Source organism: Gordonia iterans, from assembly GCF_002993285.1.
Classification (GTDB): Bacteria; Actinomycetota; Actinomycetes; order Mycobacteriales; family Mycobacteriaceae; genus Gordonia; species Gordonia iterans.
The window spans coordinates 2,001,931-2,019,968 of the sequence record NZ_CP027433.1 but is presented as its reverse complement, the minus strand read 5'-3'; the positions used below and the strand labels follow the sequence as shown (position 1 = coordinate 2,019,968).

The following is an 18,038-nucleotide window of genomic DNA, read 5'->3' as shown; positions in this document are numbered from 1 at the left end:
GGTTCCGTGCGCATCCGAGATGAGGGTGCCCGGCACCTCTGCGTGGATCCGGGATGACCGGAGACTAGGGCGTGCTCACCGCGAGCGCGCGCATGTCCTCGACCACCGCCTCCGCCTCCGAGAGCGCGCTCCGGTCGTGGGACGTGGCGACCGCCAGCACCGCCGCCCCCGAGGCGCGGCCCGCCTCGATGCCGGCGGGCGCATCCTCGACGACGAGGCAGCGGTCGGGATCGACGCCCAGCGCGGCGGCCGCAGCGCGATATCCCTGCGGATCGGGCTTGCCGTGCTCGACGTCCTCGGCAGCGATCAGCACCGACGGAACGGGCAGCCCGGCGGCGTGCGGCCGCGCCGGCATCAGACGCTGCGAACCGGAGGTGACCGCCGCCCAGCGATCGGCGGGAAGCCGGCTCAGCACAGCGTGCGCCGCAGGCAGCGCGACGACGTCCCCGAGATCGTCGAGCTCGAGCGCCTCGAGCTGGGCCGCGGCGTCCGGAACCTCGGAGGCCGGCAGCAGATCCGCCAGTGTGTCCTCGGTGCGGCGGCCATGCGAGATCCGCAGTATCTCCTCGACGTCCAGGGATCGCGCGTCGGCGAACGCTTCCCAGGTGCGCACCACCGCCGGTGTCGAGTCCACCAGCGTCCCGTCGATGTCGAACAGGATCGCGACGACCTCAAACCTCATGTCGACCACCGTATCCGGAACACCGGCTACTGCCGCTGTCGCGCAGTGCAGCCCTCCTCGCCGCACCTACGCCGGCGTGCGTCCGCCCGGAAGGACCAGCCGGACGGCACTCGCGGCCGTCGTCGGTGTTTCGGGCCGGACTACTCGCCGGCGACCGCGGCCAGCACCGAGCTCACCGCATCGGCGATCGGCACCGCGGCGGCCTCGCCGGTCGCCCGGTCGCGGATCTCGACGGTGCCGTCGGCCCAGCCGCGCCCGACCACCACGACAGTCGGCATGCCGAGCAGCTCAGCGTCCTTGAACTTCACTCCCGGCGAGGCCTTGCGGTCGTCGAACAGGATCTCCAGGCCGGCGGCGTCGAGCTCGCCGGCGAGCCGGTGCGCCCCGGCGACGGCCGCCTCGTCCTTGTTGGCGATCACGAGGTGCACGTCGAACGGCGCGACCTCGCGCGGCCAGACCAGGCCCTTGTCGTCGTGCAGCTGCTCGGCCAGGACTGCGACCATGCGCGAAACGCCGAGACCGTAGGAACCCATGGTGACGCGCACCGGCTTGCCGTTCTCACCGAGGACGTCGAGTCCGAAGGCATCGGCGTACTTGCGGCCGAGCTGGAAGATATGGCCGATCTCGATGCCGCGCGCCGCCTCCAGCACGCCCGTGCCGTCGGGCGACGGGTCCCCGGCGCGCACCTCGGCGGCCTCGATCACCCCGTCCGGGGTGAAGTCGCGACCGGCCACCAGGTCGACGACGTGCTTGCCCTGCTCGTCGGCGCCGGTGATCCAGCGGGTGCCGGTCACCACGCGCGGGTCGACCAGGTAGCGGCCGCCCGCGGCCTGCACGCCCTGGGGACCGATGTAGCCGCGCACCAGCGCCGGATGGGCGGCGAAGTCGTCCTCGTTGAGCAGTTCCACCTCGGCCGGCTCGACCGAGGCTTCGAGTCGCTTGAAATCGACCTCACGGTCGCCGGGCACCCCGATACCGGTGATCTCCCAGTCCCCGCCCGGCTTGCGGATCTTCACCAGCACGTTCTTGAGGGTGTCGGCGGCGGTGACCTCGCGGTCGAGTGCACCGTTCGCCCAGTCGACCAGGGTCGCGATGGTCGGGGTCTCACCCGTGTCGTGGGCGACGGCCGCCGGGGCGTCGTCGTACGGCAGGGGCTCGGGTGCCGGAGTCACCACGGCCTCCACGTTCGCCGCGTAACCGGACTCGACGCAGCGGACGAAGGTGTCCTCGCCGACCTCGCACTCGGCCAGGAACTCCTCGGAGGCGCTGCCGCCCATCGCACCGGAGGTGGCTGCCACGATCACGTACTTCACACCCAGCCGGTCGAAGATGCGCTGGTACGCCTCGCGATGCAGATCGTACGAGCGCTGCAGGCCGGCGTCGTCGACGTCGAAGGAGTACGAGTCCTTCATGACGAACTCCCGCCCGCGCAGCAGGCCGGCGCGCGGACGCTCCTCGTCGCGGTACTTGGTCTGGATCTGGTAGAGGATCACCGGCAGATCCTTGTACGAGCTGTACTCGCCCTTCACCAGCTGCGTGAACAGCTCCTCGTGGGTGGGTCCGAGCATCATGTCGTTGCCCTTGCGGTCCTTGAGGCGGAACAGGTTGTCGCCGTACTCGGTCCAGCGGCCCGACGTCTCGTAGGGCTCACGCGGCAGCAGCGCGGGCAGCAGGATCTCCTGCGCGCCCATCGCATCCATCTCCTCGCGGACCACGCTCTCGATGTTGCGGAACACCTTCAGTCCCAGGGGCAGCCACGAGTAGATGCCCGGCGCCGCGCGACGGATGTAGCCGGCCCGGACCAGCAGCTTGTGGCTGGGCACCTCGGCGTCGGCGGGGTCGTCGCGCAGGGTGCGCAGGAACAGGGAAGACATACGCGTGATCACGGGGCATAACTGTAGTCGCCGGGCCGCCTCGCTACGGTGTTCGGGTGCTGGTGATCCTTCCTCCCTCCGAGACCAAGTCCGACGGCGGCCGCGGCGCGGCGCTGCAGTGGGAGACTCTCTGCCTGCCGGAGCTGAATCCGGTACGACGACGCGTCGCCGACGCACTGGTCGAGCTGTCCTCGGATCTGGACGCTTCGCAACGCGCGCTGGGACTGGGCAAGGCGCAGCTGGCCGAGGTCGATCGCAATGCAGACCTGTTCGAGTCCCCGACTCGCCCGGCGATCGAGCGGTACACCGGCGTGTTGTACGACGCGCTGGACTACGGGGGCATGACCCGCGCCTCGAAGACCAAGGCCGCCGATCGCGTGCTGATCGGATCGGCACTGTTCGGCGTGGTCCGCGCCACGGATCACATCCCGGCCTATCGCCTGTCGGGCGGATCCAGGCTGCCGGGCTTCGGCACGCTCGCCTCGACGTGGAAGCCGGTGCTCTCGCCCGCCCTCGACGCGCTCGACGACTTCGTGCTCGATCTGCGTTCGGGCGCGTATCTCTCGCTCGGGCCCGTCACCGGCGCCGGGAGCGCAGCGAGCGGGCCGAATCGTCACGGCGCCGGGAGCGCAGCGAGCGGGCCGAATCGTCACGGCGCCGGGAGCGCAGCGAGCGGGCCCCGTCCTCACGGCGCGGTCACCGCAACTGTCGTCACGCAGGGGCCCGACGGTTCACGAAAGGTGGTGAGCCACTTCAACAAGCACTACAAGGGGCTGATCGCCCGGGACCTGGTGACGACGCGCGCCAAGGTTCGTGACATCGAGAAGCTGGCGGCGGTGCTCTCCGATGCCGGTCACCGCGTGGAGATCACCTCACCCGTCGAGATCACCGTGGTGACCGAGTGACTCCTCCGTGATGTGATCTGCGGATCGTTGACGGGCCGGGGTCGTGGACGCCGACGAGACGAGGGTGCCCGGCACCGTCGTCTCGTTGTGGCACCCTCGACCGTAGGCGCCAGAACGAGGTCGGGGTGCCGAGCACCCTTGTTTCGGCCTTCAGCGCGGCAGCGTAGTCAGGGTTGCGCCGTTCAGAAGTCGCGGCGGTCGAAGTTGCGCAGCCACTCGTTCGGGTCCACCTCGTCGTTCTCGTCCGGGAGCTCGGCGACGGGGCGACCGTACTGCTGCTCGGCCACCTGGACCTTCTGCGCGCGCACCCGGCCGTAGCCGTAGGCGGCGGCCATGAAAATCACGCCGGTCACGAAGCCGACCGTCATCTGGGTCATCCCGGACTCGCCGCCGCCGTCCGCGCCGCGTGAGACCTGCATGATCCAGCCGTTCAGCGCGGTCACGGCGAGACCGCCGAAGAGCACCGGGACGCCGATCGTGATCCAGTTGTTCGACGACGCCGGCGCGATACCCCTCGCGCGCCGATAGCCCTGCCACACCGACATCACCAGCACCGCGACGCCCACCAGCACCGCGGTCACCGTCGGTGAGAACCACCACGATCCGACCGCTGCCACCAGCAGGATCAGCCCGCAGAGCGTCCCGACGATCCAGCCGCTGCGTTTCACAGCCCGATCGCCCGCTCGGCATCGGTGAAGGCCGCCACCGGACCGATCACCACGATCGCGGGCGGCTTCAGGCTGTGCTCCTGCGCGGTCTTCGCGGCGTGCGCCAGGTCGGTGCGGATCAGCCGCTGATCGGGACGCGAGGCGTTCTCGATCAGCGCTACCGCGGTGTCGCCGGGCTTTCCGCCGTCGAGCAGGGCGTTCGCGAACGCGTCGAGCCGCTGCACAGCCATCATGAGCACCAGCGTGCCGCGCAGCTTGGCCAGCGCATCCCATTCGGTGAGCGACTCGGGGTGTCCGGGCGCGACGTGCCCGGACACGATCACGATCTCGTGGGTGATGCCGCGGTGCGTCACCGGGATGCCGGCGAGCGCGGGCGCGGAGATGGGCGAGGTGATGCCCGGCACCACGGTGACCGGGACGCCGGCCGCGACGCAGGCCTGCAGTTCCTCGTAGCCGCGGCCGTACACATACGGGTCGCCGCCCTTGAACCGCACGACGAACTTGCCCGCCTTCGCCCGGTCCACCAGGATTTCGTTGATCTTCTCCTGCCGCATGGCACGGCCGTAGGGCACCTTCGCCGCGTCGATCACTTCGACCTGCGGGCCGAGCTCGTCTAGCAGCGCCCCGGGCGCGAGCCGGTCCGCCACCACCACGTCGGCCTGCGCGAGCAGACGGCGTCCCCGAACGGTGATGAGTTCGGGATCGCCCGGTCCCCCGCCGACGAGCGCGACACCCGGAGCATGCGGCTCGTGATCGAGGCTGAGTGTCGTACCGTCGGCCAGCGCCGAGCTGATCGCCGCCCGGACGGACGCCGAGAGCCGGTGATCGCCACCGGCCAGGACACCGAACTGGACCCCGCCGTCGCCGATCACGCCGTGACGTCCGGACGCCGGCGTCACCGCGGTGCCTTCCCGCGCGTCGTCGGCCCGGACACAGAAGATGCGCCGCGCGGTGGCCTCGGCGACCACCGCCGCATTGACCTGCGGATCGTCGGTGCAGGCGAGTGCGTACCAGGCGCCGTCGAGGTCGCCTTCGGCGTAGGCGCGGGTGTGAACGGTCACCGCGGGCTCGGCCTCGACGGTCGGCCTGGGGTCCAGCGCGATCACGTGCACGTCGGCGCCCGCCGCGATCAGAGTGGGCAGCCGCCGCTGCACGACGCTGCCCCCGCCGACCACCACGACCTTGCGTCCGGTCAGGTCCAGCCCGGCCAGATAATGTCCATCACCCATGGGCAATGAGCCTACTGCGCCGATTGTTACCGCCCGATTACCGGAGTCGCCAGGTCGCGACAGCCGCGACAACTGCGGCACAGCTGCGACCACCGGCCGGAGAAGCGACAGCTGGGGGTGTCGCTTCTGCAGTCGGCGGTCGCGGCTGCCGTACGCCCGTCGCGCCTGCCACGGGCCGGCCGCCTCCGTGCGGGCGTCCGGGCAGCGGTGCTCAGGCGCCCTTGGCCCGTGCCCGGGCCAGAGCCCGCTCGCGGGCGGCCTCGAACTTCGCGACCTTGACGTTCATCTGCTCCAGGAAGTCGGCCAGCTTCTCCCGGTACATCTCGCCGAGCGGACCGAAGTCGTCACGCTCGAAGATCCGCCATTTGCGGAGCACCGGCATCACGACGTCTTCCATGTGCTGCGGGAGGTCGTAGATGCCGCCCTTGGCGATCAGCACCGCGTTGCGCCGGAAGTTCGGCATGGTGGCCCCGGGCATCTGAAAGTTGGAGACGATCGCGTAGATCGCCGCCATCGCCTCGTCGGGCACCAGGTCCAGCGCACCGGACACGATGTTCCGGTAGAAGAGCATGTGCAGGTTCTCGTCGGCGGCCACGCGCTGCAGCATCCGGTCGGCGATCGGATCCCCGCAAGCCTTGCCGGTGTTGCGGTGACTCACCCGGGTGGCGAGCTCCTGGAACGAGACGTACGTGACGGCGAAGAGCATGTCGTAACTGTGGTCGCGCTGGCCGTCGTCCTCGGGCAGCGGGTTGAAGCCCGAGGTCATATGCGCCATCCGGATCTCTTCGAGCTCCACCGGGTCGACGCCCCTCGTCACGACCAGGTAATCGCGCATCACGACCGAATGGCGGTTCTCCTCCGCGGTCCACCGGCCCACCCAGAAACCCCAGGCGTCGTCGAGGCTGAAGTTCTCGGCGATCACCCGGTGGTACGACGGCAGGTTGTCCTCGGTCAGCAAGTTGGTGATCATCGCCGCCTTGGCTGTCTCCGACAGCTTCGACTGCTCCGAATCCCAGTCGGTTCCGCCCAGCATCGCGAAGTTGCGTCCGTCGTCCCACGGCACGTAGTCGTGCGGATGCCAGTCCCGGGTCATCTTCATGTGGCGCTCGACTTCGCTCTCGCACACGGGCAGCAACTCCCGCAGCAGGTCCGAGCCGCTCATTCTCTTTCCGACGAGTGTTGTCATGTCTCCCATCGTCGTCGCGTGACACAAGAGGTTCCTGAGCCCAAGGTCCTGAACCGGCCGGGTCTACCGTCGGCAATCGGTCGGGGCCCTGCGGTACCGTTCTTGCATGGCAGTTCCACAGTCCGCGGCCCCCGGACGACCCATCCGAGTGTTCCTGGTCGACGATCACGAGCTGGTCCGCCGGGGCCTGCGTGACCTGCTCGGCACCGCCCCCGACCTGCAGATCGTCGGGGAGGCCGCCACGGTCAAGGAAGCGATCACCGGTATCGGCGCCACCCGGCCCGACGTCGCCGTGCTCGACGTGCGCCTCCCCGACGGCAACGGCGTCGAGTTGTGCCGCGAGGTCCGCTCGCGCAACTCGAAGGTCCGTTGCCTGATGCTGACGAGCTACGCCGACGACGACGCGCTGCTCGCCGCGGTGCTGGCCGGTGCGTCCGGGTTCGTCCTGAAGCAGATCCTCGGCCAGAACCTGATCGCCGCGGTGCGCACCATCGGTCAGGGCGGCTCCCTGCTCGACGACCGGAGCACCGCCGCGCTGCTCGCCAAACTTCGCGACGGCAAGACCGAGAAGAAGGATCCGCTCGCCGAGCTCACCGGGCAGGAGCGCGAGGTGTTCCACCTGATCGGCGAGGGCCTGACCAACCGGCAGATCGCCGAGCGGATGTTCCTGGCCGAGAAGACCATCAAGAACTACGTCTCGCACATCCTGGCCAAGCTCGACATGCAGCGCCGCACGCAGGTCGCGGTGATGGCGACCAAGCTGCGCGAGCGGGAGCGCTGACGCATGACCGCTACGGGTCCGACGCAGGACGGCCCCCGCCCCGACCGCCCCGAGTTCCCGGACGGCTACGGTCTCCCGGAGACCACCGACGGCTTGCTCCCGTGGTCCGATGTCGAGCCGAAACTCGTGTCCGCCAAGCACTACTGGCTCTCATCGGTCCGACCCGACGGGCGCCCGCACTGCGTGCCCCGGTGGGGCGTGTGGCTCGACGGCCGCTTCTATTACGACGGCGCACCCACCACCCGGCACACCCGCAACGTGGAGGCCAATCCCCACGTGACGCTCACGCTGGAGAGCGGCACCGACGTGGTGATCGTCGAGGGGACGTCGATGGCCGCTCGCGCCGAGGCCGAGGGGCTCGGCGCCCGGCTGGCGCAGTCGTTCGCGAAGTACCACGGCGACGGTTACGAGCCGGAGGCCGACTCGTGGTCCGGTGAGGACGGCGGCGGTCTGCGGGTGATCGTGCCCGACCGGGTGCTCGCGTGGACGTCGTTCCCCACCGACTGCACCCGCTTCCGCTTCTGAGTCGTCCGCGCGCGAGCGGTGCCCCTTCCCGAGTATCGAGTCGCCTCCCGAGTGTGAAACGGCTTCCCGCGGCCCTCCGGAAGTCCGCGCGATCAGGAGCGACACTCGCGGACCGGATCGGCACTCGGGAGCCGGATCGACACTCGGGAGGGATCGGTACGCGGGTACCGAGCCGAGGCCCGCCGAACCGCGCAGAGCACGTCCACCCGGGCACTAGGACGGCCCCAGCGGCACCTCCCAAAGGAGGGTGGTGCCCTTGCCGGGGCGGGTGTCGACGGTGAAGTTGCCGTCGCATTGGTCGGCTCGCCGAGTGAGGTTGTCCAGTCCGCGGTAGCCGATGTCGGTCGCGATTCCCTTGCCGTTGTCGGAGATCTCGACGGTCAGCACGTCGTCGGCCACGATCCGCACGCCGATGCGGTCGCCCCCGGAGTGCCGCAGGGCGTTCGAGAGCCCCTCCCGCAGCACGGCCTCGATGTGCGGTCCGAGTTGGTCCGGCACCAGGGTGTCGACCGGCCCGACGAAGGCGACGCTCGGCACGATCGGCGCGTGCCTCGCGAGTTCGGCGACGACGTCGAGCGCCTTGCGCCGCAGCGTGACCGGTTCACCGTTGATCGACGCGGACTGCAGATCGAAGATCGAGGTGCGGATCTGCCCGATGGTGGCGTCGAGGTCGTCGATCACCTGCGCGATGCGGGTCTCGAACTGGTCCGGGGCTGCCTGCATGGTCTGCAACGACATGCCGATCGCGAACAAGCGCTGAATCACGTGGTCGTGCAGGTCGCGGGCGATGCGATGGCGGTCCTCGAGCATCTCCAGATCCCGGGTCAGCTGCTGCTGTTCGGCGTAGGCGACGGCCAGCGACGCGACCCGTGCCACACCGGCCAGCCCGGCGATCTCCTCGGCCTCCCAGTTCGGCCGGTCGGTGTGCGTCAGCACGATCGCGCCGTAGTCCCCGGGTGACTGCTGCAGCGGCTGGGCTGTCTTCCATCGTGCGCCGCGCCGCAGCCACTCGGCATCGGCTCCGTCGGCCTCGCTCACGCTGAACGCCAGGCCCGGCCAGGTGATCGCGGCCGGATCGACCGGCCGCCCGGTGTGTCCGTGCAACCGCGGGCGGCCGCCCTCGAACGACACGATGAAGACGTCGACGGCACCGGTCAGGGCCGCCACATCGGCGCACAGCCCGTTGAGAGTGTCTTCCAGCGCCAGCCCCGCCATCGGCTCGGAGCCGCGATGCGCGAGGATCTCCATCCACCGGTGCCGGGTGCGCTGCCGCTCGTACAGTCGCGCGTTGTCGACCGCGATACCGGCCGCGACCGCGATCACCGACACGATCTGCTCATCCTCGGCGGTGAACTCCGGTTTGGACTTCTTCTCTGTCAGATAGATGCTCCCGAACAGCTCGCCGCGGACGATGATCGGCGCCCCGAGGAACGTGTCCATCGGCGGGTGATGCGGCGGGAACCCGACTGAGGCACTGTGTTGCGACAGGTGCGGGATCCGCAGAACCTCGGGATGATGGAGTAGCTCCCCGAGCACCCCGTGCCCGACAGGCAGTCCGCCCATCCTGGACCGCACCTCCGGAGAGATCCCCGCGTAGACGAACGCCTGCAGACGCAACTCCGGGCCTCGCACGCCGAGCGCGCAGTACTGTGCATCGAGTACCGAGGCGGCGACATCGACGATCCGCTGCAGCGCGTCGGCCAGGTCCAGCCCCTGCCCCACCAGCAAGACCGCCTCCAGGAGCTCCCGCAGGACGGTCGGATCCGAATGTTCGTCGGTCAGCGCATCCAGTGCCGTGCGCAACGCCTCCGATCCCGAAGTCACCCGCCGCGGAGCTGTCGAGCGCTGCGCGGTCAGGTCGGCGTAGTCGCCGCGCTCGGCGCCCGGTTCGTCTTCTGTGCTCATGTCCCCTCACCCGCTGCGGCCCGGACGAATCGGGCGATGGCCGCAGGATATCCCGCCGGGTGGACATGCAGGTACGAGGCGTGCACGCCGGCGGTCACCGCGCCGTCGCGCACGGGCCGCGCTTCGACGCCGCGCCACGCCCACGCCGAGCCGGGCGCGGCGTCCCAGTCGACGACGCTGCGGTGGAACTCGTGGCCCGTCACCCGCTCGCCCGCGACGAAGAGCACCGAGTCGGTGAGCGCGACCGCGTCGCGGTACCCCAGAGTCAGTCGCGGCGTGAACCGCCCCCGGCCCGGCAGCGCTCCCGCCATCGCGTGCTCGCCGAGGGCCTGCTGCAGGTAAAGCAGCCCCGCGCACTCGGCGTGTACCGGTCGTCCCGCCGCGGCGTGCGCGCGCAGGGCGTCCCGCAGCACCACGTTGGCGCTCAGAACGTCCGCGTGCTCTTCGGGGAATCCACCGCCGATCACCAGCGCCGTCGTGCCCGCCGGCAACGAATCGGTCAGCGGATCGAACCCGGCGATCTCGGCACCTGCGGCTCGCAGCAGCTCGACGTGTTCGGTGTACGAGAAGGTGAAGGCCGGGCCGCGGGCGACGGCCACGAGCGGTCGCGCGTCGGTGTGCCGCTCCCCGATCTCGTCGTCGGCGTTCCACGGTCGAGCGCTCTGCGGCCGCGCCTGACGGGCGGTCGCGATGATCGCCGGTAGATCCAGCGCCGCACCCACGGTGGCGGACATGGCGGCGACCGCCTCGACCGCATCCGGCTCCCGTTCGGCCGCCGGGATCAGTCCGAGGTGGCGCGAGGGCACCGCGAGAGCGGAGTCCCGGTAGAGCGCGCCGAGGACGTCGAGCCCGGCCCGCGCACAGGCCTGGCGCAGCACCTCCTCGTGGCGAGGCGAGCCGATCCGGTTCAGGATCACCCCGGCGATGCGCACCTGCGACGAGTACCCGGTGAAACCCTGGAGCAGAGCGGCCAGTGACTGCGAGTGCCCGGCGGCGTCGACCACCAGCACGACCGGTGCACCCAGCAAGGCGGCGACGTGCGCCGTCGACCCGAGCCCGAGCTCGTCGGCCGGATCGGCACCCTCGGCGATCCGGCCGTCGAACAGGCCCATCACACCCTCGACGACGGCGATGTCGGCGCCGCGCGAGCCCGCCGCGAACAGCGGCGCGATCCGCTCTTCGCCGACCAGGTTCGGATCCAGATTCCGGCCCGGCCGGCCCGCAGCGAGCGCGTGATACCCCGGATCGATGTAGTCCGGCCCCACCTTGAACGGCGCGACGGTGTGCCCGGCGGCGGTCAGCGCGCCGATGAGCCCTGTCGTGATGGTCGTCTTGCCGCTGCCGGAAGCCGGTGCGGCGATCACGACCGCGGGAATCGCCTGAGCCGAGCCATCGAGCGACGGCGAGGTCACCACTCGATGCCCTTCTGGCCCTTGCGGCCTGCATCCATCGGGTGCTTGATCTTGGTCATCTCGGTCACCAGGTCGGCCGCCTCAACCAGGACCTCCGGGGCGTAGCGGCCGGTGATCACCACGTGCTGGCCGCCCGGCCGCTCCCGCAGCGCGGCGACCACCTCGTCGACGTCGATCCACCCCCAGTGCAGCGGATAGGTGAACTCGTCGAGGACGTAGAAGTCGTGCTCGGCGGCGGCGATCCGCCGCGCGATCTCGGTCCAGCCTGCGCGGGCGGCCTCGGCGTGATCTTGCTCGGCGTCGTCGCTGCGTCTGATCCACGACCACCCCTGCCCCATCTTGTGCCATTGCACCGGCGCGCCCTGTCCGGTCTCCTCGTGGACGCGGCCGAGGGCGAGCAGGGCGTTCTCCTCGCCCACCTTCCACTTCGCGCTCTTGACGAACTGGAACACCGCCACCGAGAGCCCCGCGTTCCAGGCGCGCAGCGCCATGCCGAAGGCCGCGGTGGACTTGCCCTTGCCGGGCCCGGTGTTCACCGCCAGCACGGGCTGATTGCGGCGCTGACGGGTGGTCAGTCCGTCGTTCGGGATCGACTCGGGCACTCCTTTGGGCATGGAGACCAGCCTAGGGTCTCGACTCCGCTCGACCAACGAGCAGGACTCCGCTCGACCAACGAAGGGACTGCGCACGACCGACCACAGGTCTCGACTGCGCTCGACCAACGAAGGGATCAGGCGACGCCGCCGACGCGGCCGGCGAGACCATCGACGGTCAGCTCGTCCATCGACGCGTACTGAGCGCCCATCCGTTCAGCGAGTTCCCTCGCCAGACCGAGACGGATCATGCCCTGCTCGCAGTCCACGACGAGTGACGAGATGCCCTGGCGCGCCACCGAGTCCGCGGCCGCCGAGGCTCGCTCGGCGGCGCCCGGACCTGCCGTCGCACGCCCGTCGGTCAGCACCACGAGCAACGGCCGGCGGGCCGGATCGGTGCGCGCAGCACGGTCGATCACGTCAAGCGCCTGCGCGAGCCCCTCGGCCAGCGGAGTGCGGCCGCCGGTCCGCACCTGCGCCAGCCGGGCGACGGCGACGTCGACCGACCGGGTAGGCGGCACGGCGACGTACGCGTCCGCGCCTGCGGCGACGACGACGGCCACCCGGTCCCGCCTGGTGTACGAGTCGCGAAGCAGGTCGACGCAGGCCATGCGGACCGTCGTGAGTCGGGCCCGCGCCGTCATCGACCCAGACAGATCGACGACGAACACCACCAGATTAGACTCGGAGCCGATCCGCTCCGCGCCCTTGAGGTCGTCGGCACTAATCGAGGGCAGCCCCGAACCCGTCGAACGCCCGGCTGCGGCGAGCACCGTCGCGAACAGATGAACCGGTGTTTCTCGCTCGAAATCGACTGCGCGGGAGGTGCTTCCACGACGACTGCGGGCCTTGGAGCGTCGCCCGTCGTCACCGTCGCCGAGTCCGGCGGCCCGGAACGTGCGCAGCCGCGGACCGGAACCCGTGGGTGGAGCACCGAACGCCGGCCCGGACGGCCGGTCTTGCTCACCTGGAGCCGCCTCGGATTCGGCATCCGGATCGGTCTCCGGCGCCTCGACCTGATCGGGAGCGGAGTCGTCGCCGGACTCGGAGTCCGGCGACGGATCAAAAGGGGGCGGCTCCTGGGCGGCCTGCTCGCCGCGCTCGAGCGCCTCATCGAGTTCGTCGCGATCCATGCCCGGCGAATCGAACGGATTGCGGCGGCGTCGATGCGGCAGGGCCAGTTCGACTGCCACCTTCACGTCGGCCTCGGTGACCTCGGTCCCGCCTCGCCACGCCGCGTGCGCCGCGGCGGTCCGGGCGACGACGATGTCGCCGCGCAGACCGTCCACCTCCAGCGCGGCGCAGACCGCGGAGATCCGGCGCAGCTCGGTGATCGGCACGGCGACGTCGTCGATGGCCGCACGGGCCGCGGCGATTCGGTGGGCCAGGTCGGTCTCCTCCTCCGCGAACGACGTCGCGAAGTTCTCCGGGTCGGCGTCGAAGGCCATCCGCGAGGTCACGATCGCGACGCGCTCGTCCACGTCGCGCGGTCCGGCGACGTCGACCACCAGTCCGAAGCGGTCGAGCAGCTGCGGCCGCAGCTCACCCTCCTCCGGATTCATGGTGCCCACCAGGACGAAGGCCGCGGACTGCGTGTGCGAGACGCCGTCGCGCTCGACCGTCACCCGGCCGCTGGCGGCGGCGTCGAGCAGCACGTCCACCAGATGGTCCGAGAGCAGGTTGACCTCGTCGATGTACAGCACGCCCCCGTCGGCCTGCGCCAGGAGCCCCGGGGTGAAGTGGGCCTGACCGTCGCGCAGCACACGGGTCAGGTCCAGCGAACCGATCACCCGGTCCTCGGTGGCGCCGATCGGGAGCTCGACGACGGACGCGCTGGGTGGATTCGGCCCGCTCGCTTCGCTCCCGGCGCCGCGCAGATTCGGCCCGCTCGCTTCGCTCCCGGCGCCGCGCAGATTCGGCCCGCTCGCTTCGCTCCCGGCGCCGGCGTCGAGCAGCGGCCCGAGACCACGCACGATCGTCGACTTGGCGGTGCCCTTCTCGCCCCGGATCAGCACCCCGCCGATCCCCGGCGCGACGGCCGTGAGGATCAGGGCGAGCTTGAGCCGGTCCTGACCGACGACGGCGCTGAACGGATAGCGGGCAGGATGGGACACGGCGATCAGGCCGGCTCGACGGCCTCGGGCTCGGCGGCCGGAGCGGCGCCGGCCTTGGCCGTCCCCGCACCGGTCAGCTCGAGGCTGCGGTTGGTCCAGTCCCACAGCCGGCGGAACAGCGCAGGTTCGTCGTTCAGCTTCTTGCCGTACGACGGAATCATCTCGGTCAGCTTGGGAGTCCACCCGTCGAACCGGCTGCCGAAGCACTGCTGCAGGACGTTCAGCATGGCCGGCACGGCGGTCGACGCTCCCGGCGAAGCGCCGAGCAGACCGGCGATGGTGCCGTCGCCGGCCGCGACCACGGCCGTGCCGAACTCCAGGTTGCCGCTGTTTCCGGTGGCCCGGATCACCTGGACGCGCTGGCCCGCGGTGATCATCTCCCAGTCGCCTCCGGTGGCCCGCGGCACGAACTCCTGCAGGGTCTTCACCCGGTCGGCGGAGGTGGCGGCGAGCTCACCGATCAGGTACTTGAGCAGGCCGAACTCCTTGGGCGCGATCGACATCATCGGCAGCAGGTTGCCCGGCTTCACCGACTTCGGCAGATCCATCACGCCGCCGGTCTTGAGGAACTTGGGCGACCAACCGGCATACGGACCGAAGAGCAAACCCTTGTCGTGATTGATCACGCGGGTGTCCAGGTGCGGCACCGACATCGGCGGAGCGCCCACCGCAGCCTGGCCGTACACCTTGGCCGAGTGCTCGGCGATCAGTTCGGGATTGGTGCAGCGGAAGAACTGGCCGCTGACCGGGAACCCGCCGAAGCCCTTGGCCTCGGGGATGCCCGACTTCTGCAGCAGATGCAGCGCACCGCCGCCGGCGCCGATGAAGACGAACTTGGCCTCGACGCGCAGGATGTCGCCGGTGCCGGTGTTCTTGATCTTGAGGACCCACGACCCGTCGGACTGCTGCGAGAGGTTGCGCACCTCGTGGCCGTAGTACAGGTGCGCGTCGCGGCCCACGTAGTTGAGGAGCTGCTGGGTGAGCGCGCCGAAGTCGACGTCGGTGCCTTCGGTGTACCAGTTGAGCGCGACCGGGTCGGAGTAGTCGCGGCCGGCGGCCATCAGCGGCAGGCGGGCCGCGAACTCACCGTCGTCGGTGATGAACTCCATGTCCTCGAACAGGGTCTGACTACTCAGCGCAGCGTGCCGCTTCCGCAAGAACTCGACACCGCTCTCACCGTGGCAGAAGGCGACGTGCGGGATCGGGTTGATGAACTCGTCGGGGGCGCCGAGCACTCCGTTGTCCACGCCGTATGCCCAGAACTGCCGCGACTGCTGGAACTGCTCATTGATGTTCAGCGCCTTGGTGATGTCGATCTCGCCGTCCGCGCCGGCCGGGGTGTAATTCAGCTCGCAGAGCGCCGAGTGACCGGTGCCGGCGTTGTTCCAGGGATCGCTGCTCTCCGCGGCGGCCGCATGCAGCCGCTCGAACAGGCTGATCGACCAGGTCGGCTCCAGCTGCCGGAGCAGCGCACCGAGCGTCGCGCTCATGATGCCCGCGCCGACCAGCGCCACGTCTGTCTTGATCACGTTCTGGGACACGCCTACCCACTTCCTCACCGCCCGTATCGCGCGATGGAGTCCGACTGTGAAGGTCATTGTCCACCATGGCTCGCGCGGCCCGGGAATCGACACCGGCAATTGTGGGATGCGCGACAGCACCGGGGCCACCTCTAGACTCGAGCATCGTGAGCCCACTCGATTCTTCTCCGCAGCCCGGAACGCCTTCGTCGCCGATTCGGTCCGGGCACAACTGGCGACCCGATCAGTTCCTGGACCACTACGAACTCCTGACTGTGCCGCTCGGGGCGGACCCCGACGGCGAGGATCCGATCAGCGCCACCCTGGTGCGCAAACCCGGCGAGGCGGAAGCCGGCCGCGGCGCGGTGCTGTACGTGCACGGGTTCACCGACTACTTCTTCCAGGAAGAGCTCGCCGACTTCTTCCACGAGCGCGGCTACGAGTTCTACGCACTCGACCTGCGAAAGTGCGGTCGATCCCTGTCGGTCCACCACACCCCGCACTTCACCACGGACCTCGCCGTGTACGACGAGGAGCTCAACGCGGCGCTGGACATCGTCGCCGAGGAGATCGCCGGCGCGGGCGGAGCCCCGCGGATCCTGGTCGCCGGTCACTCCACCGGGGGCCTGGTGACCGCCCTCTGGCTCGACCGCCTCCGCAAGAACGACCCCGACCGCCACGCGCGCGTGGCCGGACTGCTGCTGAACAGCCCGTGGCTCGACCTGCAGGGCGAGGCGGTGCTGCGCACCGGAGCCGTCGCCCAGGTGCTCGCCGCCGCCGCCCGTTTCAAGCCCAAGACCCAGGTGCCGCGCGAGTTGTCGTCGGCTTATGGCGAGAGCCTGCACAGCGACGCCCACGGCGAATGGACCTATGACCTCGAGCGCAAACCGCTCAGCGGCTTCCCGGTGACCTTCGGCTGGCTCAACGCGGTGCGGCAGGGGCAGCTGCGGCTGCACCGGGGGCTCGACGTCGGCGTCCGGGTGTTGGTGCTGCGCTCGGACAAGACGCGCTTCGCCGACGACTACGACATCGCCGTCGACACCGCGGACTGTGTCCTGGACGTGCGGCAGATCGCCCAGTGGTCGTCGTCCCTGGGCCCGCGGGTGCTGTCCGTGGCCATCCCGGACGCACGGCACGACGTCTTCCTGTCCAAGGATTCCTCGCGCCAGCGCGCCTACGAGGTGGTCGGCGAATGGCTGAGCTGTGAGCTCGGAGATCGGGCCGACGCCGGGGCGGAGACGGCGTGAGCGACGCACAGCGGGTCGATCTGGCCGTCATCGGTTCGGGCAGTGGCAACTCGATCCCCGACGAGCGCTTCGCGCACACCTCCATCGCGATCTTCGAGGAGGGCGTGTACGGCGGCACGTGCCTGAACGTCGGCTGCATCCCGACCAAGATGTTCGTCTACGCCGCCGACGTGGCCGCGCAGGTGCGACACGCCGGGAAGTACGACGTCGAGGCCACCTTCGACGGCACCCGCTGGCCAGAGCTGGTCCGGCGCGTGTTCGGGCGGATCGATCCCATCTCGGCCGGCGGCGAACGCTACCGGGTCGAGGACTGCGACAACATCACCGTCTACCGCTCGCACGTGGTGTTCGACGGCCGCGACACCGACTCCGGACGGTATCGCCTGGTCACCGCCGACGGCGACGTGGTGCTTGCCACCGAGGTGGTGATCGCGGCCGGCGCCCGCCCGGAGATCCCCGAGCCGATCGCCTCCTCCGGGATCCGCTACTACACCAACGACGACGTCATGCGGCTCCCCGAGCTGCCGGAACGGATGGCGATCATCGGCAGCGGCTACATCGCCGCGGAGTTCGCGCACGTCTTCGCCGCGCTCGGCACTCAGGTCACGGTGATCGCCCGCGGGCCCGCCCTGTTGCGCAAGATGGACACCGAACTCAGCGAACGCTTCACCGCCGTCGCCCGTGAGCAGTGGGACGTGCGGCTGAACCAGACTTGCTCGGCCGCCGCCGAACTGCCCCGCGGCCGGATCCGCCTGACCCTGGACGACGGCGACCTCGACGTCGACGTCGTCCTCGTCGCGATCGGTCGCACCCCCAACGGCGACCGTCTGGGTCTGGACACGATCGGTCTGCCGCTGACCGACGACGGCCGCGTTCGGACCGACGAACACGGCCGAACCCCGGCCCGTGGCGTATGGGCGCTCGGCGACGTGTCCTCGCCGTATCAGCTCAAGCACGTGGCCAACCAGGAGCAGCGCACGGTGCAGGAGAACCTCCTGAAGGGCTGGGACGCACCGGATCTCGCCTCGTTCATGCACCGCGACGTGCCGGCGGCGGTGTTCACCCGCCCGCAGATCGCGGCGGTCGGGCTCACCGAGGCGCAGGCACGCGACGCCGGCTACGACATCGCGGTGAAGGTGCAGGCCTACGGCGACGTCGCCTACGGCTGGGCGATGGAGGACACCACCGGCTTCTGCAAGCTGATCGCCGACCGGGCCACCGGCAGACTGTTGGGAGCACATCTGATGGGCCCGCAAGCGTCGTCGATCATTCAACCGGCGATCCAGGCGATGAGCTTCGGCCTCGGCGTCCGCGAGATGGCCCGCGGTCAGTACTGGATCCATCCCGCGCTCCCCGAGGTGCTGGAGAACGCCCTGCTGGGCCTGGACCTGGACTGA

Annotated in this window: 15 protein-coding genes; 5 read left to right on the top strand and 10 right to left on the bottom strand. The window is 70.1% G+C overall.

Going from position 1 to position 18,038, the window contains the following annotated elements; translation table 11 throughout:
* Positions 1-64 precede the first annotated feature (64 nt).
* Together C6V83_RS09225 and C6V83_RS09220 are read right to left on the bottom strand one after the other, a co-directional pair.
* Positions 65-682, bottom strand: a complete 618-nt coding sequence (locus tag C6V83_RS09225) for an HAD-IA family hydrolase (protein ID WP_105943836.1) — start codon at positions 680-682, stop codon at positions 65-67.
* Positions 683-822: 140 nt separating this feature from the next.
* Entirely contained in the window at positions 823-2,556 is a 1,734-nt protein-coding gene (locus C6V83_RS09220) for a proline--tRNA ligase (protein WP_105942156.1), read from the bottom strand.
* A gap of 56 nt (positions 2,557-2,612) precedes the next feature.
* Here C6V83_RS09220 and C6V83_RS18710 point away from each other — a divergent pair, with 56 nt between their 5' ends.
* Positions 2,613-3,461 (top strand): YaaA family protein, encoded by an 849-nt coding sequence (locus tag C6V83_RS18710; protein ID WP_234353662.1) that lies wholly within the window; start codon positions 2,613-2,615, stop codon positions 3,459-3,461.
* A gap of 182 nt (positions 3,462-3,643) precedes the next feature.
* Here C6V83_RS18710 and C6V83_RS09205 read toward each other — a convergent pair whose 3' ends face one another.
* The 3 genes from C6V83_RS09205 to C6V83_RS09195 form a co-directional block, all read right to left on the bottom strand.
* Entirely contained in the window at positions 3,644-4,129 is a 486-nt protein-coding gene (locus tag C6V83_RS09205; RefSeq protein ID WP_105942155.1) for a hypothetical protein, read from the bottom strand.
* A complete protein-coding gene (gene cobA, locus C6V83_RS09200; RefSeq protein ID WP_105942154.1) occupies positions 4,126-5,358 on the bottom strand; it encodes a uroporphyrinogen-III C-methyltransferase in 1,233 nt (410 codons plus the stop codon). The genes C6V83_RS09205 and cobA overlap by 4 nt, the downstream gene beginning before the upstream one ends.
* 211 nt (positions 5,359-5,569) lie before the next feature.
* A complete protein-coding gene (locus tag C6V83_RS09195) occupies positions 5,570-6,544 on the bottom strand; it encodes an acyl-ACP desaturase (RefSeq protein ID WP_105942153.1) in 975 nt (324 codons plus the stop codon).
* Positions 6,545-6,650: 106 nt separating this feature from the next.
* Between C6V83_RS09195 and C6V83_RS09190 the strand changes: the two genes are divergently transcribed.
* Together C6V83_RS09190 and C6V83_RS09185 are read left to right on the top strand one after the other, a co-directional pair.
* On the top strand, positions 6,651-7,325 hold the full coding sequence (locus tag C6V83_RS09190) for a response regulator (protein WP_105942152.1): 675 nt from the start codon (positions 6,651-6,653) through the stop codon (positions 7,323-7,325).
* Positions 7,326-7,328: 3 nt separating this feature from the next.
* Positions 7,329-7,850: a pyridoxamine 5'-phosphate oxidase family protein gene (locus C6V83_RS09185; RefSeq protein WP_105942151.1), complete on the top strand. Its 522-nt coding sequence runs from the start codon at positions 7,329-7,331 to the stop codon at positions 7,848-7,850.
* 213 nt (positions 7,851-8,063) lie between these two features.
* Here C6V83_RS09185 and C6V83_RS09180 read toward each other — a convergent pair whose 3' ends face one another.
* The 5 genes from C6V83_RS09180 to mqo all read right to left on the bottom strand — a co-directional run bounded on the left by C6V83_RS09180 (position 8,064) and on the right by mqo (position 15,415).
* On the bottom strand, positions 8,064-9,755 hold the full coding sequence (locus C6V83_RS09180) for a GAF domain-containing sensor histidine kinase (RefSeq protein ID WP_105942150.1): 1,692 nt from the start codon (positions 9,753-9,755) through the stop codon (positions 8,064-8,066).
* The gene (locus C6V83_RS09175) at positions 9,752-11,167 is read right to left on the bottom strand and encodes a cobyrinate a,c-diamide synthase (protein ID WP_234353661.1); all 1,416 of its coding nucleotides are present in this window, start codon (positions 11,165-11,167) and stop codon (positions 9,752-9,754) included. The genes C6V83_RS09180 and C6V83_RS09175 overlap by 4 nt, the downstream gene beginning before the upstream one ends.
* Positions 11,164-11,781, bottom strand: coding sequence for a cob(I)yrinic acid a,c-diamide adenosyltransferase (gene cobO, locus C6V83_RS09170; RefSeq protein WP_105942149.1), 618 nt, complete (start codon positions 11,779-11,781; stop codon positions 11,164-11,166). Before cobO ends, C6V83_RS09175 begins: the two co-directional genes overlap by 4 nt.
* A gap of 116 nt (positions 11,782-11,897) precedes the next feature.
* A complete protein-coding gene (locus C6V83_RS09165) occupies positions 11,898-13,874 on the bottom strand; it encodes a VWA domain-containing protein (protein ID WP_105942148.1) in 1,977 nt (658 codons plus the stop codon).
* Between the two features lie 5 nt (positions 13,875-13,879).
* A complete protein-coding gene (gene mqo, locus C6V83_RS09160; RefSeq protein ID WP_267893943.1) occupies positions 13,880-15,415 on the bottom strand; it encodes a malate dehydrogenase (quinone) in 1,536 nt (511 codons plus the stop codon).
* 143 nt (positions 15,416-15,558) lie between these two features.
* Here mqo and C6V83_RS09155 point away from each other — a divergent pair, with 143 nt between their 5' ends.
* The gene (locus C6V83_RS09155; protein ID WP_407646276.1) at positions 15,559-16,641 is read left to right on the top strand and encodes an alpha/beta hydrolase; all 1,083 of its coding nucleotides are present in this window, start codon (positions 15,559-15,561) and stop codon (positions 16,639-16,641) included.
* Complete coding sequence (locus C6V83_RS09150) at positions 16,638-18,038, top strand: mycothione reductase (protein WP_105942145.1); 1,401 nt, start codon at positions 16,638-16,640, stop codon at positions 18,036-18,038. Before C6V83_RS09155 ends, C6V83_RS09150 begins: the two co-directional genes overlap by 4 nt.

Excerpts from the sequence above, each read along its gene's own strand:
- C6V83_RS09225 (WP_105943836.1), bottom strand. The coding sequence starts at position 682 with ATGAGGTTTGAGGTCGTCGCGATCCTGTTCGACATCGACGGGACGCTG.
- C6V83_RS09220 (WP_105942156.1), bottom strand. The coding sequence starts at position 2,556 with ATGTCTTCCCTGTTCCTGCGCACCCTGCGCGACGACCCCGCCGACGCC.
- cobA (WP_105942154.1), bottom strand. The coding sequence starts at position 5,358 with ATGGGTGATGGACATTATCTGGCCGGGCTGGACCTGACCGGACGCAAG.
- C6V83_RS09195 (WP_105942153.1), bottom strand. The coding sequence starts at position 6,544 with ATGACAACACTCGTCGGAAAGAGAATGAGCGGCTCGGACCTGCTGCGG.
- C6V83_RS09190 (WP_105942152.1), top strand. The coding sequence starts at position 6,651 with ATGGCAGTTCCACAGTCCGCGGCCCCCGGACGACCCATCCGAGTGTTC.
- C6V83_RS09185 (WP_105942151.1), top strand. The coding sequence starts at position 7,329 with ATGACCGCTACGGGTCCGACGCAGGACGGCCCCCGCCCCGACCGCCCC.
- C6V83_RS09180 (WP_105942150.1), bottom strand. The coding sequence starts at position 9,755 with ATGAGCACAGAAGACGAACCGGGCGCCGAGCGCGGCGACTACGCCGAC.
- cobO (WP_105942149.1), bottom strand. The coding sequence starts at position 11,781 with ATGCCCAAAGGAGTGCCCGAGTCGATCCCGAACGACGGACTGACCACC.